The sequence below is a fragment of the Streptomyces sp. NPDC046727 genome, assembly GCF_040645635.1.
Classification (GTDB): Bacteria; Actinomycetota; Actinomycetes; order Streptomycetales; family Streptomycetaceae; genus Streptomyces.
The window spans coordinates 108,479-135,008 of sequence record NZ_JBEYYR010000009.1 but is presented as its reverse complement, the minus strand read 5'-3'; the positions used below and the strand labels follow the sequence as shown (position 1 = coordinate 135,008).

Sequence of the window (26,530 nt, the reverse complement as noted above, 5' to 3'; positions counted from 1 at the left end):
GTCACAGCCGCCGCGCCCGCGTTCACCCGCCACCTGTCGGGGATCCGGGGCCGGTGGCGCACCGGCCGTCGCCCCGGCCGTCCGTGGGGCTCAGCGGCCGTCGGGCGCCGTCAGGTGCAGCCACAGTTCCAGCTTGGGCGCCTCCTGGTGGTAGGCGTGCCGGCCCGGGCGCGCCTCCTCGTAGCGCGCGACCAGGTTCCTCGCCGCCCGTACGGTCCAGGCGGGCAGGTCGTGCTCGATGGCCCGCTCCCACGGGTAGGACGACCTGGCGTCGTGCAGCGCGCGCAGCGGCAGCCCGCGGCAGGCCTGCCAGCAGATCAGCTCCGGCGCGTACTCGACAAGGCGCCCGTGGGCCTGGCGGGACTTCTTCGGCACGGCCGCGAGGGCCCGGTGGGCGGAGGTCCACGCCTCGACGGCGCGCATCACGCCGACCGGGGTCATCCGGCCGTGGAAGAGGCTCCGGTAGAGGGGTGAGGCGCACTCCTCCCAGAGCGCTTCCCGTCCTTCCGGGGTGGCGGCCATGTGCGCCGCGACCGGCTGCGGGTCGGCCGACAGGCAGGCGAGCGCGCGGGTCACCTCGGCCATCGAGAAGCGCAGCGCGTGCGGCCCCGTCGTCATGCCCCGGCGCGGGTCGAAGTCGCCCTTCTCCCAGTCGGCCCGCATCAGGCGGCTGATGCTCGGGCAGCGGATCAGGCGGTCCTGGGCCGTGGACACGTTGAGACAGCGGTCCGCGACGTCGTACAGGCGGCGGGCGCGGTCCCGTTCGGCGCCGCAGTAGATCTCCAGCCGGATGACGGAGCGCCGCAGATGCTCCTCCGGCAGGTGGTCCCGCATCCCGGCGATGATCTTCAGGCGCTGCAGGCCGTCGATGCACTCGGGCCCGATGACATGCAGCGTGTCGGCGAACAGCCGCCCGCCGGACCGCACTTCGACCGCCTCGGCGCCCAGCACGACCTGGCCCGCCGCGCCGAAGTCCTCGGGCCGGTCGGCGAGCATCCGGGCCAGTTCGGTGTTCGCCCCGGTCTCGCCGAGGTACCCCCGGCCGGCCCCGAGCCGGCGGGCGGCGTCGGCGGGGGCGGCGAGCCGGGCGAGGTCCGCCGCCGTCACCTCCACGGCCCAGGCACGGGTGAGCTGGGCGACGCGGAGGGGACTGAGGCTGAGAACGGATGCCGTCGAGAGCGTGCCCTCGGCGGACGTGGACATCAGTTTCACGCTACTTCAACGCGCGACACCGCCGGGCGTGACGGTCCGTCACGATCCTGCGGACGGTTCGGTCTTCCCGTGCGGGGACGCGCTGTGGGCCAGCCACTGGGACCAGGTGAGGTTCCAGTCGCCGTAGCCGTTGCCGGCCTCGACCGTGTCCTTGGAGCCGGTGACGCGGATGACGTCGCCGGGGATGACCCGCTGGTAGAAGCGTTCGGCGGTGCCGTCGGTGGCGAGGCCGACACAGCCGTGGGTGACGTTGTCCCGGCCGGCGTAGGTGTTCGCGTTGGGGTTCTGGTGGACGTAGGTGCCGGACGTGGTGACGTGCACGGCCCAGGCGTAGTAGCCGTGGTAGGCGTCGCCGAGGCCGACGGTCCGGGAGTCCATGTACACCTTGGGCTGCTTGTCCATCACGACCATGGTCCCGTTCCAGGTGTCCAGGCCGGGCCGGCCCGCGGTGACCGGGATGCGGGCGGTGGGCCTGCCGTCCTCCCGGACGGTCATCGTGTGACCGCGCACGTCGACGGTCGCGGTCAGGGAGCGGCCGATCGTGAAGTGCCGTACGGCGTGGCTGCCGACGCGCAGCGTGACGCGCGTGCCGGGCTTCCAGTACGCCGGCGGGCGGTAGTCGACGCGCTGGCCGTCGTTCAGGTTGCGGTCCTTGACCCAGCTCCAGGCGCCCTTGGCGGCGGGCTCGGTGCCGACGCCGAGCCAGTGCTCGACCGCCGCCCGCCGGTCCTCGGGGACCGGGCTCGGGAAGGTCACGGATATCGGCATGCCGACGCCGACGGTGGCGCCCTCGCCGACATTGACGCGGGCCTGGGCGAGAGCGGCCGGCTCGGGGACGGCGGGCGCGGTCCGGCCGGGCGCGGCGGAAGGCCGGTGGGCGCCCTCGCCGGCCGGGACGGTGGCGCCGGCAGCGGCCGACGACGAGGTGACGGCCGAGCAGCCGGTCGCCGCGAGGACGAGCGCGCAGGCCGCGGCGAGGGCGCCGAGGACGGTGTGCGGACGGCGGGGACGGCGGGGACGGTGGCTGGTCGAGTCGTGCGTGGACACGGAAGGTTCCCCCCTGGGATGCGTGCGGACATCGTCTGTACGCACGGCGGGAGGCCCGGGTTGCACCCGGCTCCGGGGATTTTCCCGGCGCCGTGACACGGGGGCATGCGGCCTCGAACGCCCCGTAGGATCACTTCTCCAGTACGGGGGACAGGGGCGGGGCCGATGACCGAGGCGGAGTTCGACGCCTTCTACGCGGCTGCCTTCCCCCGTCTGGTGGGGCAGCTGTACGCCTTCACCGGCGATCACGCCGAGGCCCAGGACGTGGTGCAGGAGGCCTTCGTCCGGGCCTGGGACCGGCGGGCGTCCTTCGACGCGGCCGAGGCGCCGGAGGCGTGGATCCGCACGGTCGCCACCCGGCTCGCCGTCAGCCGCTTCCGGCGCGCCCGGCGCTGGCTGGAACTCGTCCGCAAGGACCCGCCGCCGGAGCAGACCCCGGGGCCCGGACCCGAGCATGTCGCCCTGGTCGCCGCGCTGCGCGAACTGCCCGCGGCGCAGCGGCTGGCCGTGGTCCTGTACCACGTGTGCGACCTGAGCGTGGATCAGATCGCCACGGAGACCGGTTCGCCCGTCGGGACGGTCAAGGCACGGCTGGCCCGTGGCCGTGCCGCGCTCGCCCGCCATCTGTCGCCCGAGGAGGCTGAGACCATGACCGGGACGAAGGAGGCCACGCATGCCTCATGACCCGTCGGGCCCGGCCGCGCCCGAGGAGCTGTCCGACCGGCTCACCGAGGCGTTGCGCGAGGTGGCCGCCGAGGGCCGGCGCTCCGCCCCCGCCCCGGGCGCCGTCGTGCGGCGCCGGGCCGTGCTGCGCCGCCGTACCCGCCGGGCCGGGCTGGTCTCCGCGGGGTTCGTCGCCCTGGGCACGGCCGTCCTGGCCGGTACGACCCTGCTGGACCCCGCCGACCGGCCGGCGCCCCCGCCCGCGGCGACCGCCTCCACCACCGCTCCTGCGCCGCCGCCCTCCCTCGCGGACGGCACGGTCCGGGACATCAGGATCGACCTGACCACGCTCCAGCTCCGCGCGGGCGGGCGGACGTTCTCGGTCTCGGCGCCCGGCATGGACCGGCCGTTCCGCGGCGACGCGGTCGCCCGGGTCAGCGAGCGCCTCCGCAGTGCGCGGTTCAGCTCCTCGCCGACCGGTGAGATCGTGCGGCACGACTGGGTGCTGGCCTTCCTCGGCCCCCAACAGCAGACGCACTTCCTCTACGGCACCGACGGCACGGCGGACGTCCCCGGGCGCCGCCCGTCCACGCTGGGCCTGATCGGCCTGCGCACCGCCGACGCCCGCTGGCTGTACGAGCACACCGTCGTCGGCGCGAAGGTCGTGATCACCGGCGACGGGAGCTGACGGGTTCCGTCCGCCGGTCAGCACTTGTCGGCGGGCGCCACGCTCACCGCGTCGCGTTCCCAGGTCAGATGCCGGATCGTCGCGGCGTCCTTGCCGCCGCCCTTGTCCGCCTTGCCTCCTGCGGGTACGACCTTGAGCGTGACCCCGCTGCCGTCGACCGCGAGGAGTTCCCCGCACACCGTCTCCCCCCGGGTGTGCACCCGGACCGTCCGCTCCGGTTCGCCCGGCCCCGGCGCCACCCAGGTGAGGAGGATGCCGGCCGCGGTGGCCAGCACACCGAGCACGGTCGCCCAGCGCGCCCCGCCGATCCGCGAGCCGATCCGGTCCAGCTCCTTCTCCTCCCAGTCCAGCAGCCTGGCGGCATGGGCGTACTTCAGCACGTCGCCGGGCCGGCCATGGGCCGCCGACACGGCGAGGAAGGCGGCGAGGAGCAGCAGGACCAGCCCGGCCGCCATCAGAGCGAAGACCGCGAGCCGGTAGCCGTCGGGGAGTTCGGCGACGTTCTCCCGGCCCTTGAGGACCAGCACCGCGGCCAGCAGCCCGGTGGCGACGGTGAGGAAGTTCCGCCAGCCCTCGGCCTGCGCCTGGGCGATCTGCAGCTGGTTCTCGGCCATCGCGTCCAGCCGCTGCTGGGCGCGTTCGAGTTCCTCCGGCTCGTAGTCCCCCGGTGGCGTCACGATCCGGCGCCGCCCGTGCGGACGGCCGTCCACTTGGCCCCGCAGCCGCCGGTCTCCTGGGTGTCCCCGGGGTGAGGCCGGCGGCACCGGCACCGCATGTACACCCGGTCCGGCACCGGGTCGTCCGCGGAGCCCTTGCCGGGGCCCTTGGCCACCGCGCCGGGCTTGATGTCCCGGAGCGGATGGCGGATCTCGCCGGCGCACTCCGGGCAGCTGCCGGTGATGACGAGCCGGCCGGTGGTGAAGTCCCAGACGAATCCGGTCTGGTCCGGCAGGTACTTGGACTCGTAGTTCTTGGGGTCATGCGACACGTCAGCTCGTCCTCTCGTACGGCGGCAACCGGTATCCGAACAGGGGCGCGTAGTCCTGGAGCCGCGCGCGGACCTCGTCGGTCGTCAGGTCCGTCTCCTCGGCGGCCAGCCCGAGGTGGTCCTCGGTGACCTCACCGGACAGCACGGGTTCCCGCCCGGTGAGCCGGCTGGTGAGCAGGACGACGTCCCGCCAGTCGGGAGTGCGGGCGCAGTCCGGCTCCGGGAAGGGGATGTCCAGCCCGACCACGGTGAACGGCTGGAGCCGGCGGTACGTCTCCCGCAGCCCGTTCCCGAGCCGCCCGGCCGCGACGACCAGGGCGAGCGGGGTGAGGGTCCAGGAGTCCTCCAGGGACGGCTGGAGAAGCGCGTGCTCGGCGGCGATGTCACGCTCCGGAGGATCCTCCGGCGGTGTGAAGTCGGGGGGCACGGGCACGGTGGGGGCGCCCAGGGAGCGGTAGGCGTTCAGTTGGGCGGCGGCGGTGGCGAGGTCGAGGTCGCTTTCGTCCGCGAAGGCCATGAGGCTGCTCAGCGGAATTCTGCTGCGCCACGCTCCGCCGCTGTACAGGGCGCTCCGTACAGAGCGGTCCGGGCTCAGCCCGGCGACGTCCTCGGGGAGGTCCGGCACGTCGAAACCGTAGACGGCCATCTGGCGCCGGACGGTCTCCGCGGTGGCACCGAGGCTCTCGTCGGTGTCCGCGGCGAGCGCCACCAGAGAAGCGGGCGCCACCCGGCCGTCCGCCCCGACGTGCGCCGGCTCGGTGAATCCCCGGCGTCGCCCGGGCACCCGGAAGCCGGACCGCCACAGGGCCCGGGTCCGGGCGGAGAGGGGCTCGGACAGCATGGTCCGGGCCGCGTCGATCGCCCGCCGCTCGACCATGCCCGCGTCCGCCAGCGCCTCGACCGCGGCGATGTGCCGGTCTGCCGAAGCGGTGTCCTTCAGATTCTCCATCGCCCCCAGCAGGGCCCAGGCGGAGATCCGCGATGCGCCGGGGGAGTCCCCGCCGCCGTTCCCGTCCGCGCTGAGCCTCTCCCGCGGAAGCCGTTCGCACCAGGAGGGCGGCCGGAGCGAGGCGAGCGGACCCGGGTCCGCGACCTCGACACCCAGCTGCCCCGCCCATGCGGTGAGCCAGCCCGCCGTGGCCCCCACGGTCTCCTCGCGTCGGGCCGCCAGCCGGACCAGGTGCGTCAGGCCGATGGGCTCCGGCGTGAAGAAGGGCGGCTGCGCGTCCAGGTCACGGCTGAGCGCCACGAGCTGCGCATCGTCCAGGAGGTACGGCAGATCCGGTCCGGCCAGCCGGTAGCCGAGGGGTTCGAAGCGGCGCACGACCGCCTCGATCTCGGCGGGCGGGATCCCCGTCTGCTGCGCCCGGTAGGCGACGTCCACCGGCCGCACCAGCCCGGAGAACGGCGCGGAAGTACTCTGCCGGAAAGGGTTCCCGCTCGACTGGTCGTTCAGCAGGATGCGTCGCTCGCGCGCGTCCACCCGATGGGAGGCGAGCCCCTTGAGGTCCGGCGGCCCGGGAATCGACGGATCGAGCCCTGACAGCTGTTCGAGCAGCTCCGCCAGGGCGCCCAGGCTCACCTTCTCCTCGGACGACAGATGCACCATCGTCCGCCGCACGGCGCTGTGCGCGGCATCGGCATCGTGCCTGAACTTCAGGTTCAGCCTGCCGTACAGCGCTTCGTACAGCCGGGTCGCCAGCCGGCTCGGCACGACGCCGTCCAGGACACGGACGTCCGCCATCTCCGGAACCGGCACACCGGTGATGGCGTACCGGCGCAGCCGACGGGTCACCTCCCGCAGCGAGCGTCCGGTGTCCGCGGCGGCGTGCATCGACTGCAGGAGGGACTCGTCCGGCGTATTCCGGAACAGCACCGCGTCCAAAGGCTCCGGGAGGGCGAAGCCCGCGTGCGCGCCGATCGGCTCCTGGTGACGCTTCACGCCCAGGGCGCCGGCGCGCCAGGCCACGAAGAAGTCCGTGTCGAAGGTGGACAGCACGCTGTGCTGCTTGAGGACGGACTCGTCGACGGGCAGGCAGCCGAGTTCGCGCAGCGAGAACTCCTTCCACTTCTCTACCCAGTCGTCGGGCCGCATCTCGTCCGGGACCGTCACGGACACGTCGTGCTCCATCATCTGGCCGAGGACCTCCAGCGTGAGCCTGGGCCAGGACTCGCTGAGACCCCACAGCCAGTCCAGCGGAAAGGGCCGCCACGCCTTGTGGACCAGCGCCGGGACAGCCTTCCTGAGGTCTTCCTCGACGCGGCGCTCGTCGTACCCGAGCAAACGGTTGCGGTCGACGCTCAGCTCCGGCCGGTGCCTGCCCCGCAGGTTCACCACGTACCCCTCCGGGCGCTCGGCCTCCGAGACCAGCAGCCCGTCCGCCAGCAGCATGCCGTCGCCCTGCACCCACCAGACCCCCTCGGTGGCTTCGATCCGCTCGCTCGGCAGCGAGGAGTCGCCGTACAGCTCGCCCGGCCGCCAGGTCGCCGGGTCACCGTCCAGTTCCGTCGCGGTGACCTCCACCGGACTGCACCACAGGAACTCCCGCAGAGCCTGGATCAGGGAGGGGCGTTGCTCGTCCGTCTCCTCGGGATCGTCATGCAAATACAGCCGGACCCTGGTGCCGCCGCCCGCCAGCTCCCGCTGCTCCCGGCTGAGGTGCATCAGCCCCGACCCGGCGGTGACGCTGGCCCGGTGGCCGTCGAGAGGGCGGTGGCCGTACACGTCGACCGGCCGCGTCACCACCTCCACCTCCTCCGCCAGCATGAAGTAGCTGAACACCCCGATGCCGAACCGGCTGTTCAGTTCCGTGGTGATGCCGCGGCGGCGCCAGCGGCGCATCTCCCGCATGCGGGACGAGGACTGTTCGGAGCGGCGGCCGGCCTGGGCGAAGAGGTCCCGCAGCTCCTCGGCGGTCATGCCGACGCCGTTGTCCTCGCACTGGATGTACATCCGGCCGCTGTCCGCGTCGATGCCCTGGGTGAAGACGATGCCGCACCCGGCGAGCTGCTCCCGCTCGGTCTGGCCGTCGGTCTGCCGGGCACGGTCCGCGTACCGGCGGCGGGCCTGCCGTACCCGGCACGCGTCGAGGGCGTTCTGGTACAGCTCGCGCACCGCCAGCATCCGGTCCCCGTACAGCTGGGTGCCCATGATGAGCGGCTTCACCTCGTCCTCGGCGAGCCGGAACCGGGGCGGCGGCTTGTCGAAGCCCCGGTTCTTGGGCAGCAGGCCTTCCGTCTTGACCAGCTGCGGCAGGCCGAAGAGGAGGTCGCCGTGGCGCAGGGTGCCCTCGCCGCGGCGGGTCGCCTCCGACACCGCCGTGATCCGGGCGGCGAGCCGGTCCAGCGCCGTGAACAGAGCCGCGCTGCCGCACTTGAACGCCAGCAGCCAGCGGGTGGCCGCGGCGGGGTCCCACCCGCCCGCCTCCGCGGACCGGTTGTGCGTGATGGGGCGGAAGCCGTTGTTCGTGGCGATCTCGCCGATGACGCTCTCCGGCCGGACCTGCGTGGGCTCGCGCGGGCCCAGGTGGTCGATGAGCACGCCGTCGAGCATGCGCGGATCGATCGCGAGGAGCCCGGCGAGATGCAGCAGGGTGGCCAGTTCGCGCGGGCGCCAGCTCCACCGCTCCGCCTCCCCGCACAGCTGCGCGCACAGGTCGGTGATCCACTCCTTGCCGTCGGGCGCGACGGCGTCGGCCGGGGTGCCCGTGCCCAGCTGGGAGACGACATGGACGAGGGCACTGCGCAGCACGCCCCGCTCGTAGGCGCCCAGTGTGAGGTCGGCGGCGCTCTCCGCCGCGTCCACCAGCAGGTCGATCGCGTTGCCCAGGCTGTCCAGCTCGGCGTCCCCGCGGCTCTCCCACAGCAGGTCCCAGTCGGCGAGGAAGCGGTGCCGCAGCCAGTACTCGACGCTGCGGGCGTCGGTCTTGTGCCCGCGGCGCAGCAGGGTCCGGCGGGTGGCCTCGATCTGCCGGTGGGCGCGCCGTACGTCGCCCATGTCGCGGTCCAGATGGGCGGCGAAGCTGTCCTCGGGCAGTGCCCGGTCGGCGGCGGTGTCGTCCGGGCCGTCGCCGTGGACGGTGCGGAGCGCGGCCAGGCCGCAGGCCAGCGCGGCCTCGCGGAGGAACGGCGCGCCGAGGAGCACGACGGTCTCGATGAGGCTCAGCCGCGCGCCGGCGGCGTCGACGAGGTGGCCGAGCCGCTCGATCAGCCGTTGCGGGACGAGCGGGTCGTCCCACGGGTCGGGCTCGTCCTGCCGGCTCTTGCGGATGGCTACGGTCTTGGTGACGACCTCCGCGAGGTGCTCCCTGGCCCTGCTGCGCTGGGCGGGCGTGCCCTCGGTCCGGTCCCACAGGCTCGACCCGATGACGGCGTCCGTCCAGGGACCGGAGTCCGGCATGGCGTCGCACAGCGCTACGTCGGCGTGGGCGCCGCCGGTCCCGTCGATGCTCAGCCACCGGGCGACGGCGCCGGGCGGCCTGCTGTACGTGTACTTCTCCGCGATCTCTTCCGCGCGCTGGGTCACGCGCCGGATCACCTGGCCGAACGTGCGGGCCGAGGAGGTCGGAAGCAGGGTCTCGTTCAGGGCCGTGGCGAGGACGCTGCCGGCGCCGGCGTGCCCCAGGGCCTCCTCGCCGGGGGCGCAGGCGCTCAGCACGACGACGTTGTCCCAGGGGCGGCTGGCCTTCATCCCCTCGAAGGCGGCCGGCGGGGTGGTCCCGCTGCTCCGGCAGGCGTCGAAGCAGAGCATCACCGTGGCGCTGGAGTGTAAGGGTGCGAGCAGCTCGTCGGGCACGATCTCGATCAGCTCGCGCGGGCCCAGGGTGCGCTCTCCGTCCTGCCCCCACCGCCCCCGGACGTCACCGGGCACCAGGTAGTCGATCTCGCCGAAGCGGACGCCGTGGCCGGAGAAGTAGACGAGGCCGACGTCGCCGTCCTCGCAGGAGTTCAGGAACCGGCCCAGCTCGTCCAGGATGTTGCCGAGGCCGGTCGACTCCTCGTCGTCGAGCACGGTCACGTGCTCCGGCAGATAGCCGCTGCGCAGCAGGGTGGCGCGCAGGGTCCCGACGTCCTTCGCGGCGAAGGTGAGGCTCGGGAAGTCGTCCCGCAGCTCCGGCACCTGCTCCAGCTGTGGATACGCGGGCACGCCGATCAGCAGAGCCCGCCGTCGTCCGGCGTTCATCGTTCCCGAACCCCCCTCGCGTTGGGGGAGTTGACACCCCATCACGGCATGGAGCGCGATTATCGCAGAAGCGCGTACGGAACGTGGGCGGACCACTGACCGGCGTCACCACCGGCTCCGGCGACCTCAGGAATTCACCGAACTCCCCTACAACCCTGGGGCACGACCGCGGGTCTCCTCTTCGCCACAGACGCGACTGATCCACTGTTCCACGGGAGACACGGACGTGAAGCTTCCCCTGCGCGGCTCCACCGCGCTCGCCGCCCTGTTCCTCGCGGGCCTGACCCCGCCGGTCCTGGCCGGCACGGCCGCCGCGGCCCCCTCCGGGCTGCCCGGCGACTTCAACGGCGACGGCTACCGGGACGTGGCCGTCGCGGCCCCCGCCGCCACCGTGAACGGCAAGTCGTGGGCCGGCCAGGTGGCCGTCGTCTACGGCACCGCGAGCGGTCTGAACCCCGCCAAGCGCCAGCTGATCAGCCAGAACACCGCGGGCGTCCCTGGCGACGCGGAGAAGGACGACGAGTTCGGCGACCAGCTCGCCGCCGCCGACCTCGACCGCGACGGCTACAGCGACCTGGCCGTCGCCGCCCCGCACGAGAAGACGGGCAACGCGGAGGACGCCGGCACGGTGGTCATCCTCTGGGGTTCGAAGAACGGCCTGTCCGGCGGCACGACGGTGAAGAACCCGCAGACCCTCTACGGCAGTTACTTCGGGCTGAGCATCGCCGCGGCCGACTTCACCGGCGACGGCAAGCCCGACCTGGCGATCTCCGCGCAGAGCGACTCGGGCTCCTCCAGCTGGCGGATCCGGCTGATCCGCGGCCCGTTCACCACGTCCGGTACGACGGGCAGGGTCTCCTCGTACACCCCGGGCCCCGACCGTCCGCAGCTCACCGCCGGCCGGGTCAGCGGCGACAGCAAGGCCGACCTGGTGGTCACCGGCCAGAAGCCGAACGGTGACCACCTCGCCACGGCCGTCTACTACAAGGGCACCGCCGACGGCATCAGCAAGGCGGCGAGCCTGCGCACCGCTCAGACGGCCGCGATCGGCGACCTGGACAAGGACGGCTACGGCGACATCGTCCTCGGCAACCCGCTGGACCCGGACCGTGATCCGTCCGGCTCCACCGGCGGCCGGATCCACGTCGTCTACGGCACCTCGTCGGGCCCGAGCGCCACCCGCCGCGTCTCCCTCACCCAGAACACGGCCGGGGTGCCCGACTCCTCCGAAGCGGGGGACGACTTCGGCGAGGCGCTGGCGATCGGCGACTTCGACAAGGACGGCTACGGGGACCTCGCGGTCGGCGCGCCCGGCGAGAGCTTCGGCGACGACTCCCACTACCTGGGGGGCGCCGGCGCGGTCACCCTCCTGCGCGGCTCGGCCTCCGGTCTCACCGCCACGCGCGCGGTGTTCCTGACCCAGGACAGCCCCGGCGTGCCGGGCGCCTCGGAATTCGCTGACGGCTTCGGCAGCGCCCTGCTCGCCTCCGACGTGGGCCACGACGGCCGGGCGGACCTGACGGCCGTCGCCGACAACGAGAACGACCCCGAGGGAGCCCTCTGGCACCTGCCCGGCGCCGCCGGCACGCTGTACTCCACCACGGCGTCCACCACGTTCGGCCCCACGAAGCTCGGCCTGCCGGCGCGCGCGTACACGGCGTTCGGGGCGGACCTGGCGGGCTAGGCCCTACTCCTCGTCGCTGGTCCGCACCGGAGTCGCCCGGCCCGCCTCGGGCAACTGGGCCTGCTGGGCGCGGACGAGCAGGACGTCACCGATGAAGAGGTCGTAGACCAGGATCCCGAGCGTCCCGCCGATCAGCGGCCCGACGATCGGGATCCACCAATAGGCGCTGAACGAGCCGGAGACGCTCCCCGGGAACGCCAGACTGTCCCAGCCCGCGGCGTAGGTGAACAGGCGCGGCCCGAAGTCGCGGGCCGGGTTGATGGCGTAGCCCGCGTTGGCGCCGTAGGACATGCCGATGGCGGCGACGACGAAGCCCACGACCAGCGGCGCGAGGTTGGCCTTCACGGCCTGGTTGCGCAGATCGAGGACGGCGGCGATCAGCATGAGCAGGAAGGCCGTGCCGACGATCTGGTCGATCAGCGGACCCCAGATGCCGCCGTGGAAGTAGGGGGCCGGGAAGGTCGCGAAGATGGAGAACGTGGCGTTCGTGTGCCCGTTCACCTTCGGTCCGGGCACGGTGTGGTCGTAGGAGTTGATCGCGTTGTGGTAGACGAGGTAGACCAGTGCCGCTCCGGTGAGCGCGCCGACGACCTGCGAGAACCAGTACGGCGGGACCTTGGCCCAGGGGAACCCGCGGCGTACGGCCATGGCCAGGGTCACCGCCGGGTTGAGGTGGGCGCCGCTGACGCCGCCGGCCACGTACACGCCGAACACGACGGCCATCGCCCAGCCCCAGGTGATGAGCAGCCAGTCGCCGGCCGCGAGGAAGATCGTGGTGGTGGTGGCGGCCCGGCCGGAACCGGGCAGCGCGGCGACCGCCATCGCGACGACACCGCAGCCGAAGGAGATGAGGACGAAGGTCCCGAGGAACTCCGCGAGGCACTCGCCCAGCAGCCCGCCCCGGCTTCTGAGGCGGGACGGCTTGACGAGCGCGGGGATTTCTACAGCCATGGAGGCCCCCTTGAAGAGAGCAATGCGGCCAATGTCACCATATTGGCCCACAAATCCACTCTCCGCAGGGTGACCGTCCCCCAGGCCCGCTCAGCCCCGCACATACCGCCCCGGGCGGGCGCGCCTTCGGCGGGTCAGCTGTCCAGGTCGTCGGCGTAGTGCCGGAAGCCGTGCCGGTCCCGGTGCATGGCCCACAGGGTCTCGGCGAGCACGTCCGGGTCCTTGCGCGCGTGCCCCGCCGTGATGGCGCCCGGAATCACCAGCTGCGCGACATGGATGCCCTCCGGCGCGAGACGGTCGTGCAGCAGATGGCCGTACGCGCTCTCCGCGGCGAAGGCGATGGACGTCCCGGCCCGCTCGGGGTGCGGTACGGCGGCGGACCCGCCGTTGACGAACAGGATGGTGCCGCGCCCGAGCCGGCGCATCCCCGGCAGCACCTGCTGCACGGCGGCCACCGGCCCGTACACGGAGAACTCGATCGGCCCCACCAGATCCCGGTGCCCGGTGTCCAGCACGGGCCGCATGAAGTCCCGGTGCGGCACCGGGCTGTACTGCAGCACCTCGATGGTCCCGAGGGCCTCGGCGAGGTCGCGCAGCGCCACGGCCAGCTCCTCCGGCCGGCGCACGTCGGCGGCGAACCCGCGCCCGGTGATCCCGTCACCGGCGAGCCGGTCCAGGATGACGTCCAGCCGGCCCCGGTCCCGGGCGACCAGCCCGACGCCGAACCCCTCCCGCCCGAAGCGCCGCGCGACGGCGGCCCCGAGCCCCGGTCCGGCTCCCACGATGGCGACACTGGTCATGCCCACCATCCGTACCGCACCGGCAGCCGCCTCACACCGGCTACGACAGCCCCGGCGCCGGTGTCGCGACCACCGCGGCGGGCGCGGCCCACCCCTCGCGGATGCGTTCCACCTGCGCGCGGGTGACAGCCCGTACCGCGAACACGCCGGCGACGGCGGCCCCGATGACGGCCGCGTCACTCGCGAGCAGCGGCCACACCTCGGTGTAGGCGCGGGCGATGATCTCGTCGGTGGAGTCGCGGTACACGATCCCCACCCCGCTGAGCATGCCGATCAGCCACAGCACCCACCACACCTCGACACAGACGGGCACCTTCCGCCCCGGCGCCGTACGCCGGAACGCGTCCACGACGATCCCCCGCGGGAACCACAGGTTGACGACCGGGACGAGCCACCCCGCGTACACCCAGATCCCCGCGTACCTGGGTTCCTGACCCGACAGCGCACGCGCGGTGTCCCGCACCCGCCCCAGCCAGGAGAGGAAGAGCAGGGCGCAGAGCACGACGGCAACGCCGGTGAGGGAGGTCACCAGGTGGTACGAGTCCTCCAGCGCGTTGAGCGGCCGGTGCACCCCGTCCCCCTGGTCCGGCGGCCCCGACGCCGGCTCTCCGGCCAGCGCCAGCCGTACCTCCCACGCCCCTCGCACGGCCCACGCGAGCCCCGCGAGCAGCAGCCCCCCGGCGGCCAGCCGCCCCGCCCTCTGAACGTCCCTCTGTTCGGTCACGGTCCCATACTGACTCACCCGGACGGCCCCGCCGGCCTGGTCAGGCCATCCAGAAGAAGACCGCCGTCATCCGCTTCTCCTCCAGCGTGCGGCCGGTGTAGCCGGTCGCGCTGTGCACCAGGTTGGCGTGGTAGAGGAGCAGACGGTTGTACTTGTGCGGGACGCGGACGTCCTCCTCGAAGTGGTCCGCGGGGACGTACCGCGTGCCGAGGGCCTCGACGAGGTTGTTGTGCGGGGCCTGGACGATGTTGCCGCCGAGCCGGCCGCCGGGCAGGGACTGCCGGTAGAAGGCGGTGCCGCAGTCCTTGGGGGCGGCGGGGTTGAGGTAGAGCACGGCCGCGTACCGGCACAGGGCGCGCGAGTCGGTGTGCGGGCGGGGCTCGCTCTCGCCCTCGCCGACCACCTGGACGCAGTTGTGGTTGAGGGTGCCGCCGCCGGGCGTCTGCTGCACCCAGAGTTCCTTCGCCCCGGTGGCCTGCTTCACCAGCCGTTCCACGCGGGCGAGTTCGGATGGTTCGAGGCCGGGCATGGTCCGCAGTCCGGGCCAGGTCTCCGTGGTGTACGGGTACCCCTGGACCCAGTCGTCCTTGGCCAGGCAGCGCTCCCGTACGGCGTCCACGTCGGGCAGGACGTCGTCCAGCACCCAGAAGTCGCGGCCCTTGGTGGGCTTGCGGTAGGGCAGGACGGGGAGCGCGGCGGGGGTGCGGGGCGGCGGCTGTGGGGGCATGCGGCGAATCTAGGTCCGCGTGCGCCCCGCCTTCTCCCGTCCCATGGTCAACCTTTCGGCAACCGTGTGCCATGGACACCAACGGATGGCAATCACCGTACGGGCGGCGCCATACACATTCTTTACCCGCGCGGCAGAGACGAATCGTGCTCGCGTCCGTACTGCTGTGTGTCCGACCCGCCCGCGCCGTGACCGCGGGCGGCTCCCCGACCGGGCAGGAGGCACGGTGCGCTTTTCGCGGAACGCGACGGGAACGCTCTTCGTGGGCGGTGCGATGGCCCTGACCCTCGCGGCACTCGCCTACCCGGGCATGCTCGGGCTGAGCAAGGTCTCCAGCGCACAGGACCGCGTCATCGCCAACACCCAGTGGGGGCCGCTCACCGAGCAGGACCGCGACTTCGTGGTGAAGGTGCGGGCGGCCGGGCTGTGGGAGTACCCGGTGGGGCAGATCGGGCTGCAGAAGGGCACCTCGCCGGCCGTCAAGACGGCCAGCCAGCACCTGGTCGACGGGCACTCGGCGCTGGACACCACCTGCCGCAAGATCGCCCCGATGCTGAACATCACGCTGCCCAACATCGCGAGCCCCCAGCAGCAGGGCTTCGTCAACCAGCTGAAGTCGGAGAGCGGCAAGACGTTCGACACCGACTTCGCCAACATCCTGCGGATGACGCACGGTTCGATCTTCAACACGGTCGCGAAGATCCGCTCCACCACGAAGAACTCACTGGTGCGGGCCCTCGCCGACCAGGCCAACGACACCGTCCTCGACCACATCACCGTGATGGAGAAGACGGGTCTGGTCGACTTCGACCAGACCCTGTTCCAGCAGACCACCCCGCCGAAGCTCCCCGACTCCGACCTGACCCCGCCGCCCCCGGCCGCCGGCCAGCCGGAGGTCGTGCTCACCCCGCCGCCGAACGCCACCTCCACACCGGTGGACGTCAACGGCGTCGCCGGCGGCGGCAACTCCTCCGGCTCGGGGGCGAGCCCGAGCCCGACCGGGGGTTAGGCCAGCCACACCGTGGTGTCCGGCGGCAGGGTGCTCCCCTTCGGCAGGGGTGTGCTGCTCAGCAGGACCTCGCCGGGTGGGAGCGGTACCGGTCCGGTGCCGAGGTTGGTGACGTTCCGCCAGGCCCCGGTGCGGCGGAAGTCCAGCACACCGGCGGCCGTGCCCGGCGTCCAGGCCAGCGTCTCGCCCTCCAGCAGCTTGCGGCGCAGCCGCAGGGCCGTGCGGTACAGCTCCAGCGTGCTGCCCTCGGCGCCGGCCTGCGCCTCGACGGCGAGGGCCGCGAAGGACGCCGGCTGCGGCAGCCAGCCGGCCCCGGGCCCGAAGCCGTACGAGGGTCCGGTCGTCATCCAGGGCAGCGGCACCCGGCAGCCGTCGCGGCCCTTGCGGACATGCCCGGTCTGCTCCCAGATCGGGTCCTGGAGCACCTCGGTGGGCAAATCGGCGACCTCGGGCAGGCCGAGTTCCTCGCCCTGGTAGAGGTAGGCCGAGCCGGGCAGGGCCAGCATCAGCAGGGTCGCCGCCCGGGCCCGGCGCACACCGGCCGCCGGGTCGACCGCGGGCGCGCTGCCGCCGGACAGCAGCCAGGCCGCCGGGTCGGTGCCGGGCGGCAGCATCAGCCGGGAGGCGTGCCGTACGACGTCGTGGTTGGACAGCACCCAGGTCGCGGAGGCCCCGGCGGACCGGGCCGTGGCCAGCGACCCGGTGATGACGTCCCGCAACTCCTCGGCGTCCCAGCGCGCCTCCAGATACTCGAAGTTGAAGGCCTGGCCGAGTTCGTCGGGGCGGGCGTACAGAGCGCGTCGGGCGCCCGGGACCCAGGCCTCGGCGACGGCGGTGCGCGGCGGGCGGTAGGCGTCGAAGACCTTCCTCCAGTCCCGGTAGATCTCATGGACCTCGTCGCGGTCCCAGTACGGGTGGCTGCCCGGCTCCACCCGCGGCAGCGCGTCCTCGCCGGTCGCGCCGATGCCGCCGACGTCCCGCAGCGGCTCGGTGAGGTCCTTGGCCAGGCCGTGGGCGACGTCGACGCGGAAGCCGTCGACGCCCCGGTCGGCCCAGAAGCGCAGGGTGGTGCGGAAGTCGGCGCGGACCTCCTCGTTGTCCCAGTTCAGATCGGGCTGTTCGGGGGCGAAGAGGTGCAGGTACCAGTCCCCGTCCGGGACCCGCCGCCAGGCGCTGCCGCCGAAGACCGACTGCCAGTCACTGGGCGGGAGTTCACCGCGCGCACCCTTGCCGGGACGGAAGACGTAGCGCTCCCGGGCGGCGGACCCGGGTCCGGCGCGCAGCGCCTCCTGGAACCAGGGGTGCAGATGCGAGGTGTGATTCGGTACGACGTCCACGACGACCTTCAGACCGAGCCGGTGCGCCTCGGCGACCAGGGCGTCGAAGTCGTCCAGGGTGCCGAGGCGCGGGTCGACGTCCCGGTGGTCGGCCACGTCGTAGCCGCCGTCGGCGAGTTCGGAGGGGTAGAAGGGGCTCAGCCACAGGGCGTCCACCCCGAGCGTGGCGAGATGGTCCAGCCGCTCGGTGACGCCCCTGAGATCACCGAGCCCGTCACCGTCGGCGTCGGCGAAGCTGCGTGGATAGACCTGGTAGATGACGGCCTGCCGCCACCAGTCGGGGTCCCTGGACGAAAGGTCTGCCATGCACGGAATCTGTCCACACCACCGGGAACCGGAAACGTCCGTCCGGGTGACCGAACAGCCGTCCGGTTCAGTCGCCGCAGTGCTCCAGCAGTCCCCGCACCTCCGCGTCCACCACCCGGTACCGCACCACGCGCCCCTCCTTCTCCCCCGCCACCACCCCGGCCGCCCGCAGCAGCCGCAGCGCCTGGGAGACGGCGGGGTCGTTCATGCCCGTGGCGATCGCGAGGTCGGAGACGGCGAGCGGTCCGGTGCGGTGCAGGGCGAGCAGCAGCGCGAGCCGGTTGGCGTCGGCCAGCAGGGAGAAGCGGTCGGCCCAGGCGCGCAGGCGGTCCGCGTCACCGATGGCGGCGATCGCCTCGCACACCCGGTGACCGTCGATGGTGCGCCGGTCGGCTCGGTCGGCAGGCACGAGATGCATGCCGTCATCCTCGCAGGCGCGCTTTTGTGATCTTGCATACCTGCGCGGGTGCGCAGCTATGCAGGAAACCGCGTGCCCCTCTACGGTGGGCGGGCCGTGGTGTTCGGGAAGTCGATGCAAGGTCGACGCGGCCCTCGCCACTGTGATCGGGGAGTCCCCGTTCCGCGTCCCGCGAGGGGCAGCCACTGGGCGTCGCAGGGCGGCCGGGAAGGCAGGAGCGGCGGATGTGCGTACCCGTAAGCCAGGAGACCGGCCACGGCAGCTCATGAAGTGATCCACGAGGTGCTGGAGCATGAAACCGATGGCTGACGCAGCTTCTTTCCGCTGGCGACGCGAGGACACCGTCAAGACGGTGGGGCTGCTGGCGGTGATCGTCGCTCTGCATGTCGTCGCCTTCGGGATCCTGTTCCTCCTCGTCGCGCCCGAGCACTACAAGGTGGGCAGCGATGTCTTCGGGGTCGGGCTCGGTGTCACCGCCTACACCCTCGGCATGCGGCACGCCTTCGACGCCGATCACATCGCCGCGATCGACAACACCACCCGCAAGCTGATGGCCGACGGGAAGCGGCCGGTGTCGGTGGGGTTCTGGTTCGCGCTCGGCCATTCCAGCGTGGTGGTGCTGCTGGCGCTGCTGATCGCGGGCGGCACCTCGCTGGCCGGGAAGGTGATGAACGAGGGGTCCAGCACCCACCAGGTGCTGGGCTTTCTCGGTACGACGGTCTCCGGGACGTTCCTGTATCTCATCGCCGCCCTGAACCTGGTCGCCCTGGTGGGCATCCTGAAGGTCTTCCGCGCGATGCGTGCCGGTGCGTACGACGAGAAGGAGCTCGAACAGCGCCTCGACTCGCGCGGGTTCATGAACCGGGTCCTCGGCCGGCTCACCCAGTCCGTCTCGCGGCCCGGGCAGATGTACCCGCTCGGCTTCCTCTTCGGCCTCGGCTTCGACACGGCCACCGAAGTCACGCTGATGGTGATGGCGGGCTCGGGCGCGGCGGCGGGCCTGCCCTGGTACGCGGTGCTCTGCCTGCCCCTGCTCTTCGCCGCCGGGATGAGCCTGTTCGACACCCTCGACGGCACGTTCATGAACTTCGCCTACCAGTGGGCGTTCTCGAATCCCGTCCGCAAGGTCTTCTACAACCTCGCCATCACCGGCCTGTCCATCGCGGTCGCCTTCTTCATCGGCACGATCGAGCTGGTCGGCGTGGTCCACGAGAAGTTCGGCCTCAGCGACCCGGTCACCGGCTGGGTGGCCGGGCTCGATCTCGACAACGTCGGCTATCTCATCGTCGGCCTGTTCGTGGTGGTATGGGCGGCGGCGCTGGCGTACTGGCGGCTGGCCCGGGTGGAGGAGCGCTGGTCGGCCCCCGCCCCCGCCGCCCCTGCCGACTAGCGTTCCACGGTCTCCAGGTAGAGCTTGACGTACCGGTCGGCGTTGACCTCCAACGCGACGTCCACCAGCGCCCGTTCGCGGCCGCCCTCGTGGATCTCGGACTCGCCCAGGCGGGGCCGGCGGTCGACGATGGTCTGGCCGCGGGTCGGGCCGGGGGCGAGGGAGACCTCGACCGGCAGGAGGCGGGTGGTGATGCCGTGCGGGTCGGCGACCGCGCACACCGCGCCCGCGTCGCCGAGGCCGCCCGCCTCCTCGGCCTCCGGCGGCTCGCCCTGGTGGGCCGGCCGGTGGGCGAGGAGTTCGCCGGCCAGGCGGGTGCCGGGCTCACTGCTCGCGCGCAGCCGGTGCACCTCGGCGCTGTCCACGACGACCTGCCGGAAGACGTCCAGGCCGTACATCGTGATCGGCACCCCGGCCGTGAGCAGGATCGCCGCGGCCTCGGGGTCGTGCCAGACGTTGAACTCCGCGACCGGCGTGGCGTTCCCGATCTCCACCGCCCCGCCCATGAACACGATCCGCTCGATGTTCCGGGTCACCTCCGGGTGGGTGCGCAGGAGCAGGGCGATGTTCGTCAGGGGTGCCGTCGGGATCAGGGTGACCGGGCGCGGGGAGGCGAGGATCTCGCGGTGCAGGAGCGTGACGGCGTCGACGTCCGCCGGGGTGCGGGACGGCGCGGGCAGGCCCAGGTCGCCCATGCCGTCGGCGCCGTGCACGGGGGCGGAGCGGGCGGGCTCCAGCAGCGGGCGCTCGGCGCCCCGGGCCACCGGGATGTCGGGGGCGCCCGCCTGCTCCAGCACGGTGAGGGTGTTGCGGACCACGCCGTCGACGTCGGTGTTGCCGGCCACGCAGGTCACCGCCCGGAGGTCGAGCCCCGGGTGGCGTACGGCGAACAGCAGGGCCAGGGCGTCATCGACGCCGGTGTCGCAGTCGATGATCACGGGGGTGGGCTGACCGGTCACTGCGGACTCCTTCCGTCGAGCCGACCTTAGATCAGGTCGGCGGATCGTGACCGGCGCCGGGTGATCATTCCCAGAGCGCGGTGCCGCGGGCCGCCACCCGTGCGGCGATGCGCCGCAGGAGTTCACTCCCGGGCAGCGCACCGGGCCGGCGACCGTCCCGCAGGCGTACGGCGGCCAGCCCGGCGCCGGCCTCCCGCGCGCCGATCACCGCCTGGTACGGCACGAGCCGTGCCGCGCGGATCCTGGCGCCCAGGGTGCCCTCCCCGGGCCCGGACAGCTCGGCGCGCAGGCCCAGCGCGAGCGCCTCCCGGACCAGTGCCGCCGCCGGTTCCACCTGCTCCTCGGCCACCGGCAGCACGGCCAGCTGGACGGGGGCCAGCCAGGCGGGGAACGCGCCGCCGTGGGCCTCGATGAGGTGGGCGACGGCCCGTTCGACGCTGCCGATGATGCTGCGGTGCACCATGACCGGCCGGTGCTTTCCGCCGTCGGCGCCGATGTAGTGCAGGTCGAAGCGGGCGGGCTGGTGGAAGTCGATCTGCACGGTGGACAGGGTGGACTCGCGGCCCGCCGGGTCGGCGATCTGCACGTCGATCTTCGGGCCGTAGAAGGCGGCCTCGCCCTCGGCCTCCTCGTACGCCACCCCGGCCTCGGCGAGCACCTCGCGCAGCAGCTCGGTGGCCCGCCGCCACAGCTCCGGGTCGGCGACGTACTTGCCGCCCGCGCCGGGCAGCGAGAGGCGGTGGCGTACGGCCTGGATGCCGAGGTCGGTGTAGGCGCGGGCGATCAGCTCCAGGGCGGCGCGCGCCTCCGCCACCGCCTGGTCCAGGGTGCAGAAGATGTGCGCGTCGTTGAGGTGGATGGCGCGTACCCGGGTCAGGCCGCCCAGCACGCCGGACAGCTCGGCGCGGTGCATGGTGCCCAGCTCGGCGATGCGCAGGGGCAGTTCCCGGTAGCTGTGGGAGCGGGAGCGGTAGATCAGGGCGTGGTGGGGGCAGAGGCTGGGCCGCAGGACGACCTCCTCGGCGCCGAGCTTCATCGGCGGGTACATGTCGTCGCTGTAGTGGTCCCAGTGCCCGGAGATCTCGTACAGCTCCCGTTTGCCGAGGGCGGGCGAGTACACGTGCCGGTAGCCGGCCCGGCGTTCGGCGTCCCGGATGTACTCCTCCAGGGTGTGCCGGACGGCCGCCCCGTCGGGCAGCCAGTACGGCAGGCCGGCGCCCATCAGCGGGTCGGTGTCGAAGAGGTCCAGTGCGCGGCCGATGCGGCGGTGGTCGGGGAGCTGGTCGTTCATCGGGGTCTCCTCGGTGCGGGAGGCGGACACCCCGGTGCACGTCGAAGCCCCGGGGCGTTCGCCCCGGGGCTTCGATGCTGGTCAGGTGTCAGCGCGCCGGGACGGTCTCCGGCGTCGTCGTGCTCGACGGGCACTGCTGGGCGCGCTGCATGCGGCGACCGTAACAGCGGCGCCCGCCGGACGGCCACGGGTTTTCCGCCTCACCCGGACGCCGTGCGTGCCCTCACCCGTACGGCCCGGAGCGCTGGTGAGCGGGTCGGGCGGGTGGTGCCGTGAGATCAGGCACCCCACCTCGGCCGGTCGCACGCAGCTCAGGAGGCACCGATGTCCCCCGCGATACGCCCCCGCATACCCCGTGCCGTCCTCCTGCCCCTCCTCGCCACCGGTCTGCTGGCCGGCGGCGCCGTCGCGGCCCTCGGGCTGCGGCACCCGGCGAGCGCGCCGCAGCCCCTGCCGACGGTCGACCGGTCGGCGGTCCCGTCCAAGGCGCCGGCGCGGCCCGACGGTTCCACCCTCACCGACGAGCAGGCGCAGGCCGCTCTGATCACGCAGACCGACCTCGGCGCGCCCTGGACCGCCACGACCGGCGCGGCCACCTGGCGGGACGGCCTGCTGAAGGCGCAGACGTCGGCCGGGGAGTGCCAGCGGCTGCTGGACGCCCTCTACAGCGACGAACTCCTCGGCGCCCCGGGCCGGGTGGCGATCGGCCTGGACGACGCCGACACCGAGGCCCAGCTGCGCTACCAGATCGGCGCCCGCCGCCCGGCGGACGTGGACGCCGTGCTGACCTGGCTGGGCACGATGCCGCAGCAGTGCGCGCGGTTCACGGCCACCACGCAGCTCGGGCTCGTGGAGGACGTGCAGGTCGTGAACGCCCCGCTGCCGGAGGTCGGGGACGTGCGGCAGGGCCTGCGGGTCTCCCTGGCCAGTACGGACGCCGACGGGCAGGAGTACCTGCTCACCCTGGACGTGGCCGCCGTCCGGGTCGGCGAGGACGCGTTCGCCCTCACCAACGGCGGCCTCGGCGACGTACCGAACGACGCGACGCAGGCCGCCGTGCAGATCGGCGCCCTGCGCCTTGCGGACATCCGCAGGCAGGGCCGGGCGCAGGTGTGACGCTCACAGCGGGGGCTGGGCGGGGGCCGGGCCCAGGGTGGTGGTGCCGGGGGTGGTGCGGTGGCCCAGACCGGTGCGGTACGCGTCCAGGGCGGCCTCGGTGCGGCCGGTGCGGCGGAGCAGGTCGCCGAGGAGGCGGCACAGGTCGGCGAGGTCGCCGGCGGCACCCGCGCGTTCCAGCAGGCTGAGGGCGCGGACGTAGTGCTCCTCGGCGGCCTCGGTGTCCCGGGCGTCCTCGGCGATGATGCCGAGGAGGCGGTGCGCGGCGGCGGCGTGGACGGCGCCGCGCTCGGAGGAGAAGTCGCCGAGGACGCCCTCCAGCAGCTCGGCGGCCTCCTGGGACTTGCCCCGCCGGTGCAGGACGTCGGCGAGTTCGACGGCGGCCTGGCTGCGGTACAGCGCGGCCCGGCTCTGCGCGAGCATGGCGTGGGCCTGCCGCAGCTCGCCCTCGGCGCGGTCCAGCTCGCCGTTCTGCGCGCAGACGTAGCCGCGCATCCAGTGGCAGTTGGCCAGCTCGGTGCGCAGGCGCAGCTGGCGGTACAGCTCGGCCGCCTTGGCCAGGGACGCGTCGGCCTCGGCGACCCGGCCCTCGGCGAGCAGGGTACGGGCGACCGAGCGGTGCATCCGGGCGATCAGCGCGGGGTCGCCGGCCTGCGGGGCGAGCGCGAGGGCGAACTCGGCGGCCTGGGCGGCGCGGGCGTGGGCGCCCATGTCCATGTACGGGCCGATGACGCTGGCGTAGAGCAGGAGCAGGGCGTCGGGGTCGTGCAGCCCGCCGCGGTTCAGCTCGTCGAGGGTGGACTCCAGGAGGTAGACGGCGTACCGGAGTTCACCGGCGAGGTAGTGGGCGACGGCCCGGCCGCGTACGGCGGGCACGCGCTCGGGGAGGGTCTTCCCGGTCAGCCGCCCCTCGGCCTGCTCGAAGTACTCCCGCGCCTCGCCCAACTGCCCGGTTTCCAAGGCACATTCGCCGAGCCCGAGCAGGGCGGCGCACTGTTCGCCGCCCAGTCCGTGGGCCTCCGCCTCGCCGCGCAGCACGGCGTACTGCGCGGCGGCCTCCTCGGCCCGCCCGTCGGCGAGGACCCGCTGGGCCTCGGTGAGCCGCAGCCGCAGATCGGTGGCGAGGTGGGCGGGCCGACCCACGGCCAGCTCCTCGAAGGCGACGCCGAGCCGCTCCGCGATGTGCCGCAGCGCCTCGTCGGAGGCCCGCACGCGCCCCGCCTCCAGGGTGGAGATGTAGGCGGGCGTGTACGCGGGCTCCGCCAACTGGCGCTGTGTCAGACCACGTTGGGCCCGCAGCCGCTGCACGCGCCGCCCGACGACCTCCGGATCATCCCTCTCCCGCATGACCCCTACGCCCCCCAACTGCCCAGTCACCCCTTGCCGTTAGGCTCCGGCAGCCCCTAGGTTAAACGGCGTATTAAGCATGCTTAACAGGTCGCTGTTGTGTTGCGAGGTCGCCGTGCACGGACGTACATCCGCACCCTACGCACGCCCCACCGCACGGAGGGCCGTAACGGCGGCCGTGATCGCCGCGGCGGCCCTGCTCATCGCGGCGAACGCCGGCCCGGCGAAGGCGGAGGCGCCAGCGCCGGCGGCGCATGCCGTTGAGGTCAGACAGCGCTGACGAAGACAGCCCACGCCCGGGGAGTCACGGTGAGGTGCGCGGCGTCGGGCTTCTTGGAGTCACGGATGGCGATGAGGGCGGGGAGGTCGGCGACCTCTACGCAATCACCTCCGGTATTGCCGCTATAGCTGGACTTCCGCCACATCGCTGTCTTCAGCCGCTGGCTGATGTCCATAGCGTTCCTCCATCACGCGGATGATCAGTGCCGCCGAATCCTCTACGGAGAGGGCGGAGGCCTGCAAGTGAGCGTAACGAAGGGCTGCTTCCCTGACAGTGTCCGGGTTGGCCGTCATGTGCCCCGAGATCAGGTCTTCGGTGTACACGATGTCCGGGTCATCAGCGAAGCGCAGTGCATTGAACGACCCGATGAGACTGGCGTGTTCACCAGCGCGGAACGGCAGCACCTGGACGCGCACCCACCTGTCGTCGCGGAAGCTCAACAGGTGGGCCAGTTGGTCACGCATGACCTCACGACCGCCGATCGGCCTGTGCAGAGCCGCCTCATCCAGGACGACCCAGGTCAACGGCGGCTGCTCGCGCGCCAGGAGGCGCTGACGCTCCATACGTGCCGCCACCAGCTCATCGAGCCTGTCCGGCATACCAGTCGCCAGCACGGCACGTGCGTACGCCTCGGTCTGCAGAAGGCCGTAGACCATCTGCGCCTGATACGTCGAGATGTAGGTCGCCTTCGCCTCCATCTCCGCATACGGCTGAAACCACGTAGGCAACTGGCTCCGCAGAACCAACCCCACCAACCGCGAGAAGAACCCGTCCGTCATCAGCGCCGCGTCCACCCGTTCGGCGAACTCCCGCGTCGGAACCTTCAGCGTCGTCTCGATCTGGCCGATCAGGGAGCCCGTGCAGAAGACGATCGCGCCCAGTTCCTTCTGCGTCAGCCCCGCCGCTTCCCGTTTTCTCCGTAGCTCCGAGCCGAAGTAGTCCAGTGGAGAGGCACTGGGGTCGAGTGCGCGGATGTTGACCATGGCGTGAGGCACCCCCTGCGATCGGACTGTCGCTGAGCGTAACGGAGTGGTCGCCCGCAGGTGCCGGAAACGGCGAAACCGACCTACGCTGCGACCGTGACGTCATCCGCCGCGCGCACCGCACTGGACCTCACCTCCGACCTCCCGGTCACCGGCCTGGAGGACATGTACCGCGACCTGCACCGCCATCCCGAGCTGTCCCTGCGCGAGCACCGCACCGCGGGGAAGCTGGCCGAGCGGCTCAGGACGGCGGGGTACGACACCGCCGAGGGGGTCGGCGGCACCGGCGTCGTCGGGGCCCTGCGCAACGGGGACGGGCCGACCGTCCTGCTGCGCGCCGACATGGACGCGCTGCCGGTCCGGGAGGAGACCGGGCTGCCGTACGCCTCCGAGACGGCCGGGCTCATGCACGCCTGCGGGCACGATCTGCACGTCACCTGGCTGGCCGGGGCCGCCGCGGCGCTGGCGGCCGGGCGGGATGCCTGGCGCGGGACGCTGCTGGTGGTGGGGCAGCCCGCCGAGGAGACCGGGCAGGGCGCGGTCCGGATGGTCGCCGACGGGCTGTACGAGCGGTTCGGGCGGCCGGACGTCCTGCTGGGGCAGCATGCGGCGCCGGGCCCGGCGGGGCTGTATCCGCACTCTCCCGGACTGATCATGTCCGCGGCGACGGACGTGGACATCGTGGTGTACGGGCGGGGCGGGCACGGTTCGCGGCCGGAGACGACCGTCGACCCCGTGGTGACCGCCGCCTACCTGGTCACGCGGTTGCAGACGGTGGTGTCGCGGGAGATCGCCGCCGGTGAGTCCGCGGTGCTGACCGTGGGGCGGATCGAGGCCGGTACCCGGCACAACATCATTCCCGCCGAGGCGCGCATCGCGCTGAACCTGCGTACCCAGTCGGAGGCGGTCCGGCGGCGGATGCTGGCGGCGATCCGGCGTATCGCGCTCGGCGAGTGCCTGGCCGCCGGCTGCCCGCGCGAGCCGGACGTGACCCTCGGCACCACCTTCCCGGTGACCGTGAACGACGCCGGTACGGACGCCGCCGTGGCCGCCGTGCACGGCGAGGTGTTCGGCGCGGGCACGGTGTTCGACCCGGGCCCGGCGATGGGCAGCGAGGACTTCCCCGAGCTGGCGCTCGGCTCGATCCCGTACGCGTACTGGTTCGTCACCACCACCCCCGCCGAGGTGTGGGAGCAGGCGCCCGGCGACACGCTCCCGGAAAAATTCTCGGGCGTCCCGAGCAACCACAGCCCCCACTTCGCGCCCGACCTGTCCACGGTTGCCCCGGGTGTCCGGACTCTGGTCTCCGGGGCCCTGGCGTTGTTGTCGGTGGCATGACCTAGTCTTTGCGCACACTCGCCACGCGCGGCGCACACGGCTCATGCACAGGGGGCTCACATTCGGCCGTGTCCGCGCGGGCACCCACGT

At 72.9% G+C, this 26,530-nt stretch carries 23 protein-coding genes and 1 riboswitch; of the genes, 7 read left to right on the top strand and 16 right to left on the bottom strand.

Annotation, left to right across the window (positions count from 1 at the left end):
• Positions 1 to 90: 90 nt before the first annotated feature.
• Both ABZ937_RS13870 and ABZ937_RS13865 read right to left on the bottom strand, forming a co-directional pair.
• The gene (locus ABZ937_RS13870; protein ID WP_361690538.1) at positions 91 to 1,203 is read right to left on the bottom strand and encodes a hypothetical protein; all 1,113 of its coding nucleotides are present in this window, start codon (positions 1,201 to 1,203) and stop codon (positions 91 to 93) included.
• A gap of 48 nt (positions 1,204 to 1,251) precedes the next feature.
• Positions 1,252 to 2,259 (bottom strand): L,D-transpeptidase, encoded by a 1,008-nt coding sequence (locus tag ABZ937_RS13865; RefSeq protein ID WP_361690535.1) that lies wholly within the window; start codon positions 2,257 to 2,259, stop codon positions 1,252 to 1,254.
• Positions 2,260 to 2,424: 165 nt separating this feature from the next.
• On the opposite strand from ABZ937_RS13865, the gene ABZ937_RS13860 reads away from it, so the two are divergent.
• Entirely contained in the window at positions 2,425 to 2,943 is a 519-nt protein-coding gene (locus ABZ937_RS13860) for a SigE family RNA polymerase sigma factor (RefSeq protein WP_361690532.1), read from the top strand.
• The gene (locus ABZ937_RS13855) at positions 2,933 to 3,610 is read left to right on the top strand and encodes a L,D-transpeptidase (RefSeq protein ID WP_361690529.1); all 678 of its coding nucleotides are present in this window, start codon (positions 2,933 to 2,935) and stop codon (positions 3,608 to 3,610) included. The genes ABZ937_RS13860 and ABZ937_RS13855 overlap by 11 nt, the downstream gene beginning before the upstream one ends.
• A gap of 17 nt (positions 3,611 to 3,627) precedes the next feature.
• Here the strand turns inward: ABZ937_RS13855 and ABZ937_RS13850 are convergent, their stop codons facing one another.
• From ABZ937_RS13850 to ABZ937_RS13840, 3 genes are read right to left on the bottom strand one after another with little or no spacing between them, the layout of a single operon-like run.
• Positions 3,628 to 4,287, bottom strand: a complete 660-nt coding sequence (locus ABZ937_RS13850; protein ID WP_361690526.1) for a hypothetical protein — start codon at positions 4,285 to 4,287, stop codon at positions 3,628 to 3,630.
• Positions 4,284 to 4,598, bottom strand: a complete 315-nt coding sequence (locus tag ABZ937_RS13845) for a hypothetical protein (protein ID WP_361690523.1) — start codon at positions 4,596 to 4,598, stop codon at positions 4,284 to 4,286. The genes ABZ937_RS13850 and ABZ937_RS13845 overlap by 4 nt, the downstream gene beginning before the upstream one ends.
• 1 nt (position 4,599) lies before the next feature.
• Positions 4,600 to 9,780, bottom strand: coding sequence for a caspase family protein (locus ABZ937_RS13840; protein WP_361690520.1), 5,181 nt, complete (start codon positions 9,778 to 9,780; stop codon positions 4,600 to 4,602).
• Between the two features lie 226 nt (positions 9,781 to 10,006).
• Here ABZ937_RS13840 and ABZ937_RS13835 point away from each other — a divergent pair, with 226 nt between their 5' ends.
• Positions 10,007 to 11,464 carry an FG-GAP and VCBS repeat-containing protein gene (locus tag ABZ937_RS13835; protein WP_361690517.1) on the top strand — a complete coding sequence of 486 codons (1,458 nt, stop codon included), beginning with the start codon at positions 10,007 to 10,009 and terminating at the stop codon, positions 11,462 to 11,464.
• Between the two features lie 3 nt (positions 11,465 to 11,467).
• On the opposite strand, the gene ABZ937_RS13830 is transcribed toward ABZ937_RS13835, so the two are convergent.
• The 4 genes from ABZ937_RS13830 to ABZ937_RS13815 form a co-directional block, all read right to left on the bottom strand.
• A complete protein-coding gene (locus tag ABZ937_RS13830; protein ID WP_361690514.1) occupies positions 11,468 to 12,415 on the bottom strand; it encodes an MIP family channel protein in 948 nt (315 codons plus the stop codon).
• Positions 12,416 to 12,549: 134 nt separating this feature from the next.
• Positions 12,550 to 13,215 carry an SDR family NAD(P)-dependent oxidoreductase gene (locus tag ABZ937_RS13825; protein ID WP_361690511.1) on the bottom strand — a complete coding sequence of 222 codons (666 nt, stop codon included), beginning with the start codon at positions 13,213 to 13,215 and terminating at the stop codon, positions 12,550 to 12,552.
• 40 nt (positions 13,216 to 13,255) lie between these two features.
• Complete coding sequence (locus tag ABZ937_RS13820) at positions 13,256 to 13,939, bottom strand: DUF4328 domain-containing protein (RefSeq protein ID WP_361690508.1); 684 nt, start codon at positions 13,937 to 13,939, stop codon at positions 13,256 to 13,258.
• A 40-nt stretch (positions 13,940 to 13,979) separates the two neighbouring features.
• On the bottom strand, positions 13,980 to 14,666 hold the full coding sequence (locus ABZ937_RS13815) for a DUF6445 family protein (RefSeq protein WP_361690505.1): 687 nt from the start codon (positions 14,664 to 14,666) through the stop codon (positions 13,980 to 13,982).
• Between the two features lie 262 nt (positions 14,667 to 14,928).
• Here ABZ937_RS13815 and ABZ937_RS13810 point away from each other — a divergent pair, with 262 nt between their 5' ends.
• Positions 14,929 to 15,675 carry a DUF4142 domain-containing protein gene (locus ABZ937_RS13810; protein WP_361690894.1) on the top strand — a complete coding sequence of 249 codons (747 nt, stop codon included), beginning with the start codon at positions 14,929 to 14,931 and terminating at the stop codon, positions 15,673 to 15,675.
• On the opposite strand, the gene ABZ937_RS13805 is transcribed toward ABZ937_RS13810, so the two are convergent.
• Together ABZ937_RS13805 and ABZ937_RS13800 are read right to left on the bottom strand one after the other, a co-directional pair.
• On the bottom strand, positions 15,672 to 17,318 hold the full coding sequence (locus ABZ937_RS13805; protein WP_361690502.1) for a glycoside hydrolase family 13 protein: 1,647 nt from the start codon (positions 17,316 to 17,318) through the stop codon (positions 15,672 to 15,674). The two genes, ABZ937_RS13810 and ABZ937_RS13805, sit on opposite strands and share 4 nt — an antisense overlap.
• 67 nt (positions 17,319 to 17,385) lie before the next feature.
• On the bottom strand, positions 17,386 to 17,736 hold the full coding sequence (locus ABZ937_RS13800; protein ID WP_361690499.1) for a metalloregulator ArsR/SmtB family transcription factor: 351 nt from the start codon (positions 17,734 to 17,736) through the stop codon (positions 17,386 to 17,388).
• Between the two features lie 80 nt (positions 17,737 to 17,816).
• A riboswitch (cobalamin riboswitch) is annotated at positions 17,817 to 18,009 on the top strand.
• 28 nt (positions 18,010 to 18,037) lie between these two features.
• Here ABZ937_RS13800 and ABZ937_RS13795 point away from each other — a divergent pair.
• Entirely contained in the window at positions 18,038 to 19,126 is a 1,089-nt protein-coding gene (locus tag ABZ937_RS13795; protein WP_361690496.1) for a HoxN/HupN/NixA family nickel/cobalt transporter, read from the top strand.
• Here ABZ937_RS13795 and ABZ937_RS13790 read toward each other — a convergent pair.
• A complete protein-coding gene (locus ABZ937_RS13790) occupies positions 19,123 to 20,085 on the bottom strand; it encodes a nucleoside hydrolase (RefSeq protein WP_361690493.1) in 963 nt (320 codons plus the stop codon). The genes ABZ937_RS13795 and ABZ937_RS13790 overlap by 4 nt on opposite strands.
• Before the next feature lie 64 nt (positions 20,086 to 20,149).
• Complete coding sequence (gene thrS / locus ABZ937_RS13785) at positions 20,150 to 21,376, bottom strand: threonine--tRNA ligase (protein WP_361690490.1); 1,227 nt, start codon at positions 21,374 to 21,376, stop codon at positions 20,150 to 20,152.
• Positions 21,377 to 21,700: 324 nt separating this feature from the next.
• Here thrS and ABZ937_RS13780 point away from each other — a divergent pair, with 324 nt between their 5' ends.
• The gene (locus tag ABZ937_RS13780; protein ID WP_361690487.1) at positions 21,701 to 22,492 is read left to right on the top strand and encodes a hypothetical protein; all 792 of its coding nucleotides are present in this window, start codon (positions 21,701 to 21,703) and stop codon (positions 22,490 to 22,492) included.
• A gap of 3 nt (positions 22,493 to 22,495) precedes the next feature.
• Here ABZ937_RS13780 and ABZ937_RS13775 read toward each other — a convergent pair whose 3' ends face one another.
• The 3 genes from ABZ937_RS13775 to ABZ937_RS13765 form a co-directional block, all read right to left on the bottom strand.
• Positions 22,496 to 23,839, bottom strand: coding sequence for a helix-turn-helix transcriptional regulator (locus tag ABZ937_RS13775; protein ID WP_361690484.1), 1,344 nt, complete (start codon positions 23,837 to 23,839; stop codon positions 22,496 to 22,498).
• 266 nt (positions 23,840 to 24,105) lie between these two features.
• Positions 24,106 to 24,264 carry a DUF397 domain-containing protein gene (locus ABZ937_RS13770; RefSeq protein ID WP_361690891.1) on the bottom strand — a complete coding sequence of 53 codons (159 nt, stop codon included), beginning with the start codon at positions 24,262 to 24,264 and terminating at the stop codon, positions 24,106 to 24,108.
• A complete protein-coding gene (locus tag ABZ937_RS13765; RefSeq protein ID WP_361690481.1) occupies positions 24,242 to 25,102 on the bottom strand; it encodes a helix-turn-helix transcriptional regulator in 861 nt (286 codons plus the stop codon). Before ABZ937_RS13765 ends, ABZ937_RS13770 begins: the two co-directional genes overlap by 23 nt.
• Positions 25,103 to 25,198: 96 nt before the next feature.
• On the opposite strand from ABZ937_RS13765, the gene ABZ937_RS13760 reads away from it, so the two are divergent.
• Positions 25,199 to 26,440 (top strand): amidohydrolase, encoded by a 1,242-nt coding sequence (locus ABZ937_RS13760; RefSeq protein ID WP_361690478.1) that lies wholly within the window; start codon positions 25,199 to 25,201, stop codon positions 26,438 to 26,440.
• The last annotated feature ends 90 nt before the right edge of the window (positions 26,441 to 26,530 follow it).

What these genes read in the sequence shown, in the direction of transcription:
- ABZ937_RS13870 (WP_361690538.1), bottom strand. Translation starts at nt 1,203, where the DNA reads ATGTCCACGTCCGCCGAGGGCACGCTCTCGACGGCATCCGTTCTCAGC.
- ABZ937_RS13860 (WP_361690532.1), top strand. Translation starts at nt 2,425, where the DNA reads ATGACCGAGGCGGAGTTCGACGCCTTCTACGCGGCTGCCTTCCCCCGT.
- ABZ937_RS13855 (WP_361690529.1), top strand. Translation starts at nt 2,933, where the DNA reads ATGCCTCATGACCCGTCGGGCCCGGCCGCGCCCGAGGAGCTGTCCGAC.
- ABZ937_RS13840 (WP_361690520.1), bottom strand. Translation starts at nt 9,780, where the DNA reads ATGAACGCCGGACGACGGCGGGCTCTGCTGATCGGCGTGCCCGCGTAT.
- ABZ937_RS13830 (WP_361690514.1), bottom strand. Translation starts at nt 12,415, where the DNA reads ATGGCTGTAGAAATCCCCGCGCTCGTCAAGCCGTCCCGCCTCAGAAGC.
- ABZ937_RS13825 (WP_361690511.1), bottom strand. Translation starts at nt 13,215, where the DNA reads ATGACCAGTGTCGCCATCGTGGGAGCCGGACCGGGGCTCGGGGCCGCC.
- ABZ937_RS13815 (WP_361690505.1), bottom strand. Translation starts at nt 14,666, where the DNA reads ATGCCCCCACAGCCGCCGCCCCGCACCCCCGCCGCGCTCCCCGTCCTG.
- ABZ937_RS13805 (WP_361690502.1), bottom strand. Translation starts at nt 17,318, where the DNA reads ATGGCAGACCTTTCGTCCAGGGACCCCGACTGGTGGCGGCAGGCCGTC.
- ABZ937_RS13800 (WP_361690499.1), bottom strand. Translation starts at nt 17,736, where the DNA reads ATGCATCTCGTGCCTGCCGACCGAGCCGACCGGCGCACCATCGACGGT.
- ABZ937_RS13795 (WP_361690496.1), top strand. Translation starts at nt 18,038, where the DNA reads ATGGCTGACGCAGCTTCTTTCCGCTGGCGACGCGAGGACACCGTCAAG.
- thrS (WP_361690490.1), bottom strand. Translation starts at nt 21,376, where the DNA reads ATGAACGACCAGCTCCCCGACCACCGCCGCATCGGCCGCGCACTGGAC.
- ABZ937_RS13780 (WP_361690487.1), top strand. Translation starts at nt 21,701, where the DNA reads ATGTCCCCCGCGATACGCCCCCGCATACCCCGTGCCGTCCTCCTGCCC.
- ABZ937_RS13775 (WP_361690484.1), bottom strand. Translation starts at nt 23,839, where the DNA reads ATGCGGGAGAGGGATGATCCGGAGGTCGTCGGGCGGCGCGTGCAGCGG.
- ABZ937_RS13770 (WP_361690891.1), bottom strand. Translation starts at nt 24,264, where the DNA reads ATGTGGCGGAAGTCCAGCTATAGCGGCAATACCGGAGGTGATTGCGTA.
- ABZ937_RS13765 (WP_361690481.1), bottom strand. Translation starts at nt 25,102, where the DNA reads ATGGTCAACATCCGCGCACTCGACCCCAGTGCCTCTCCACTGGACTAC.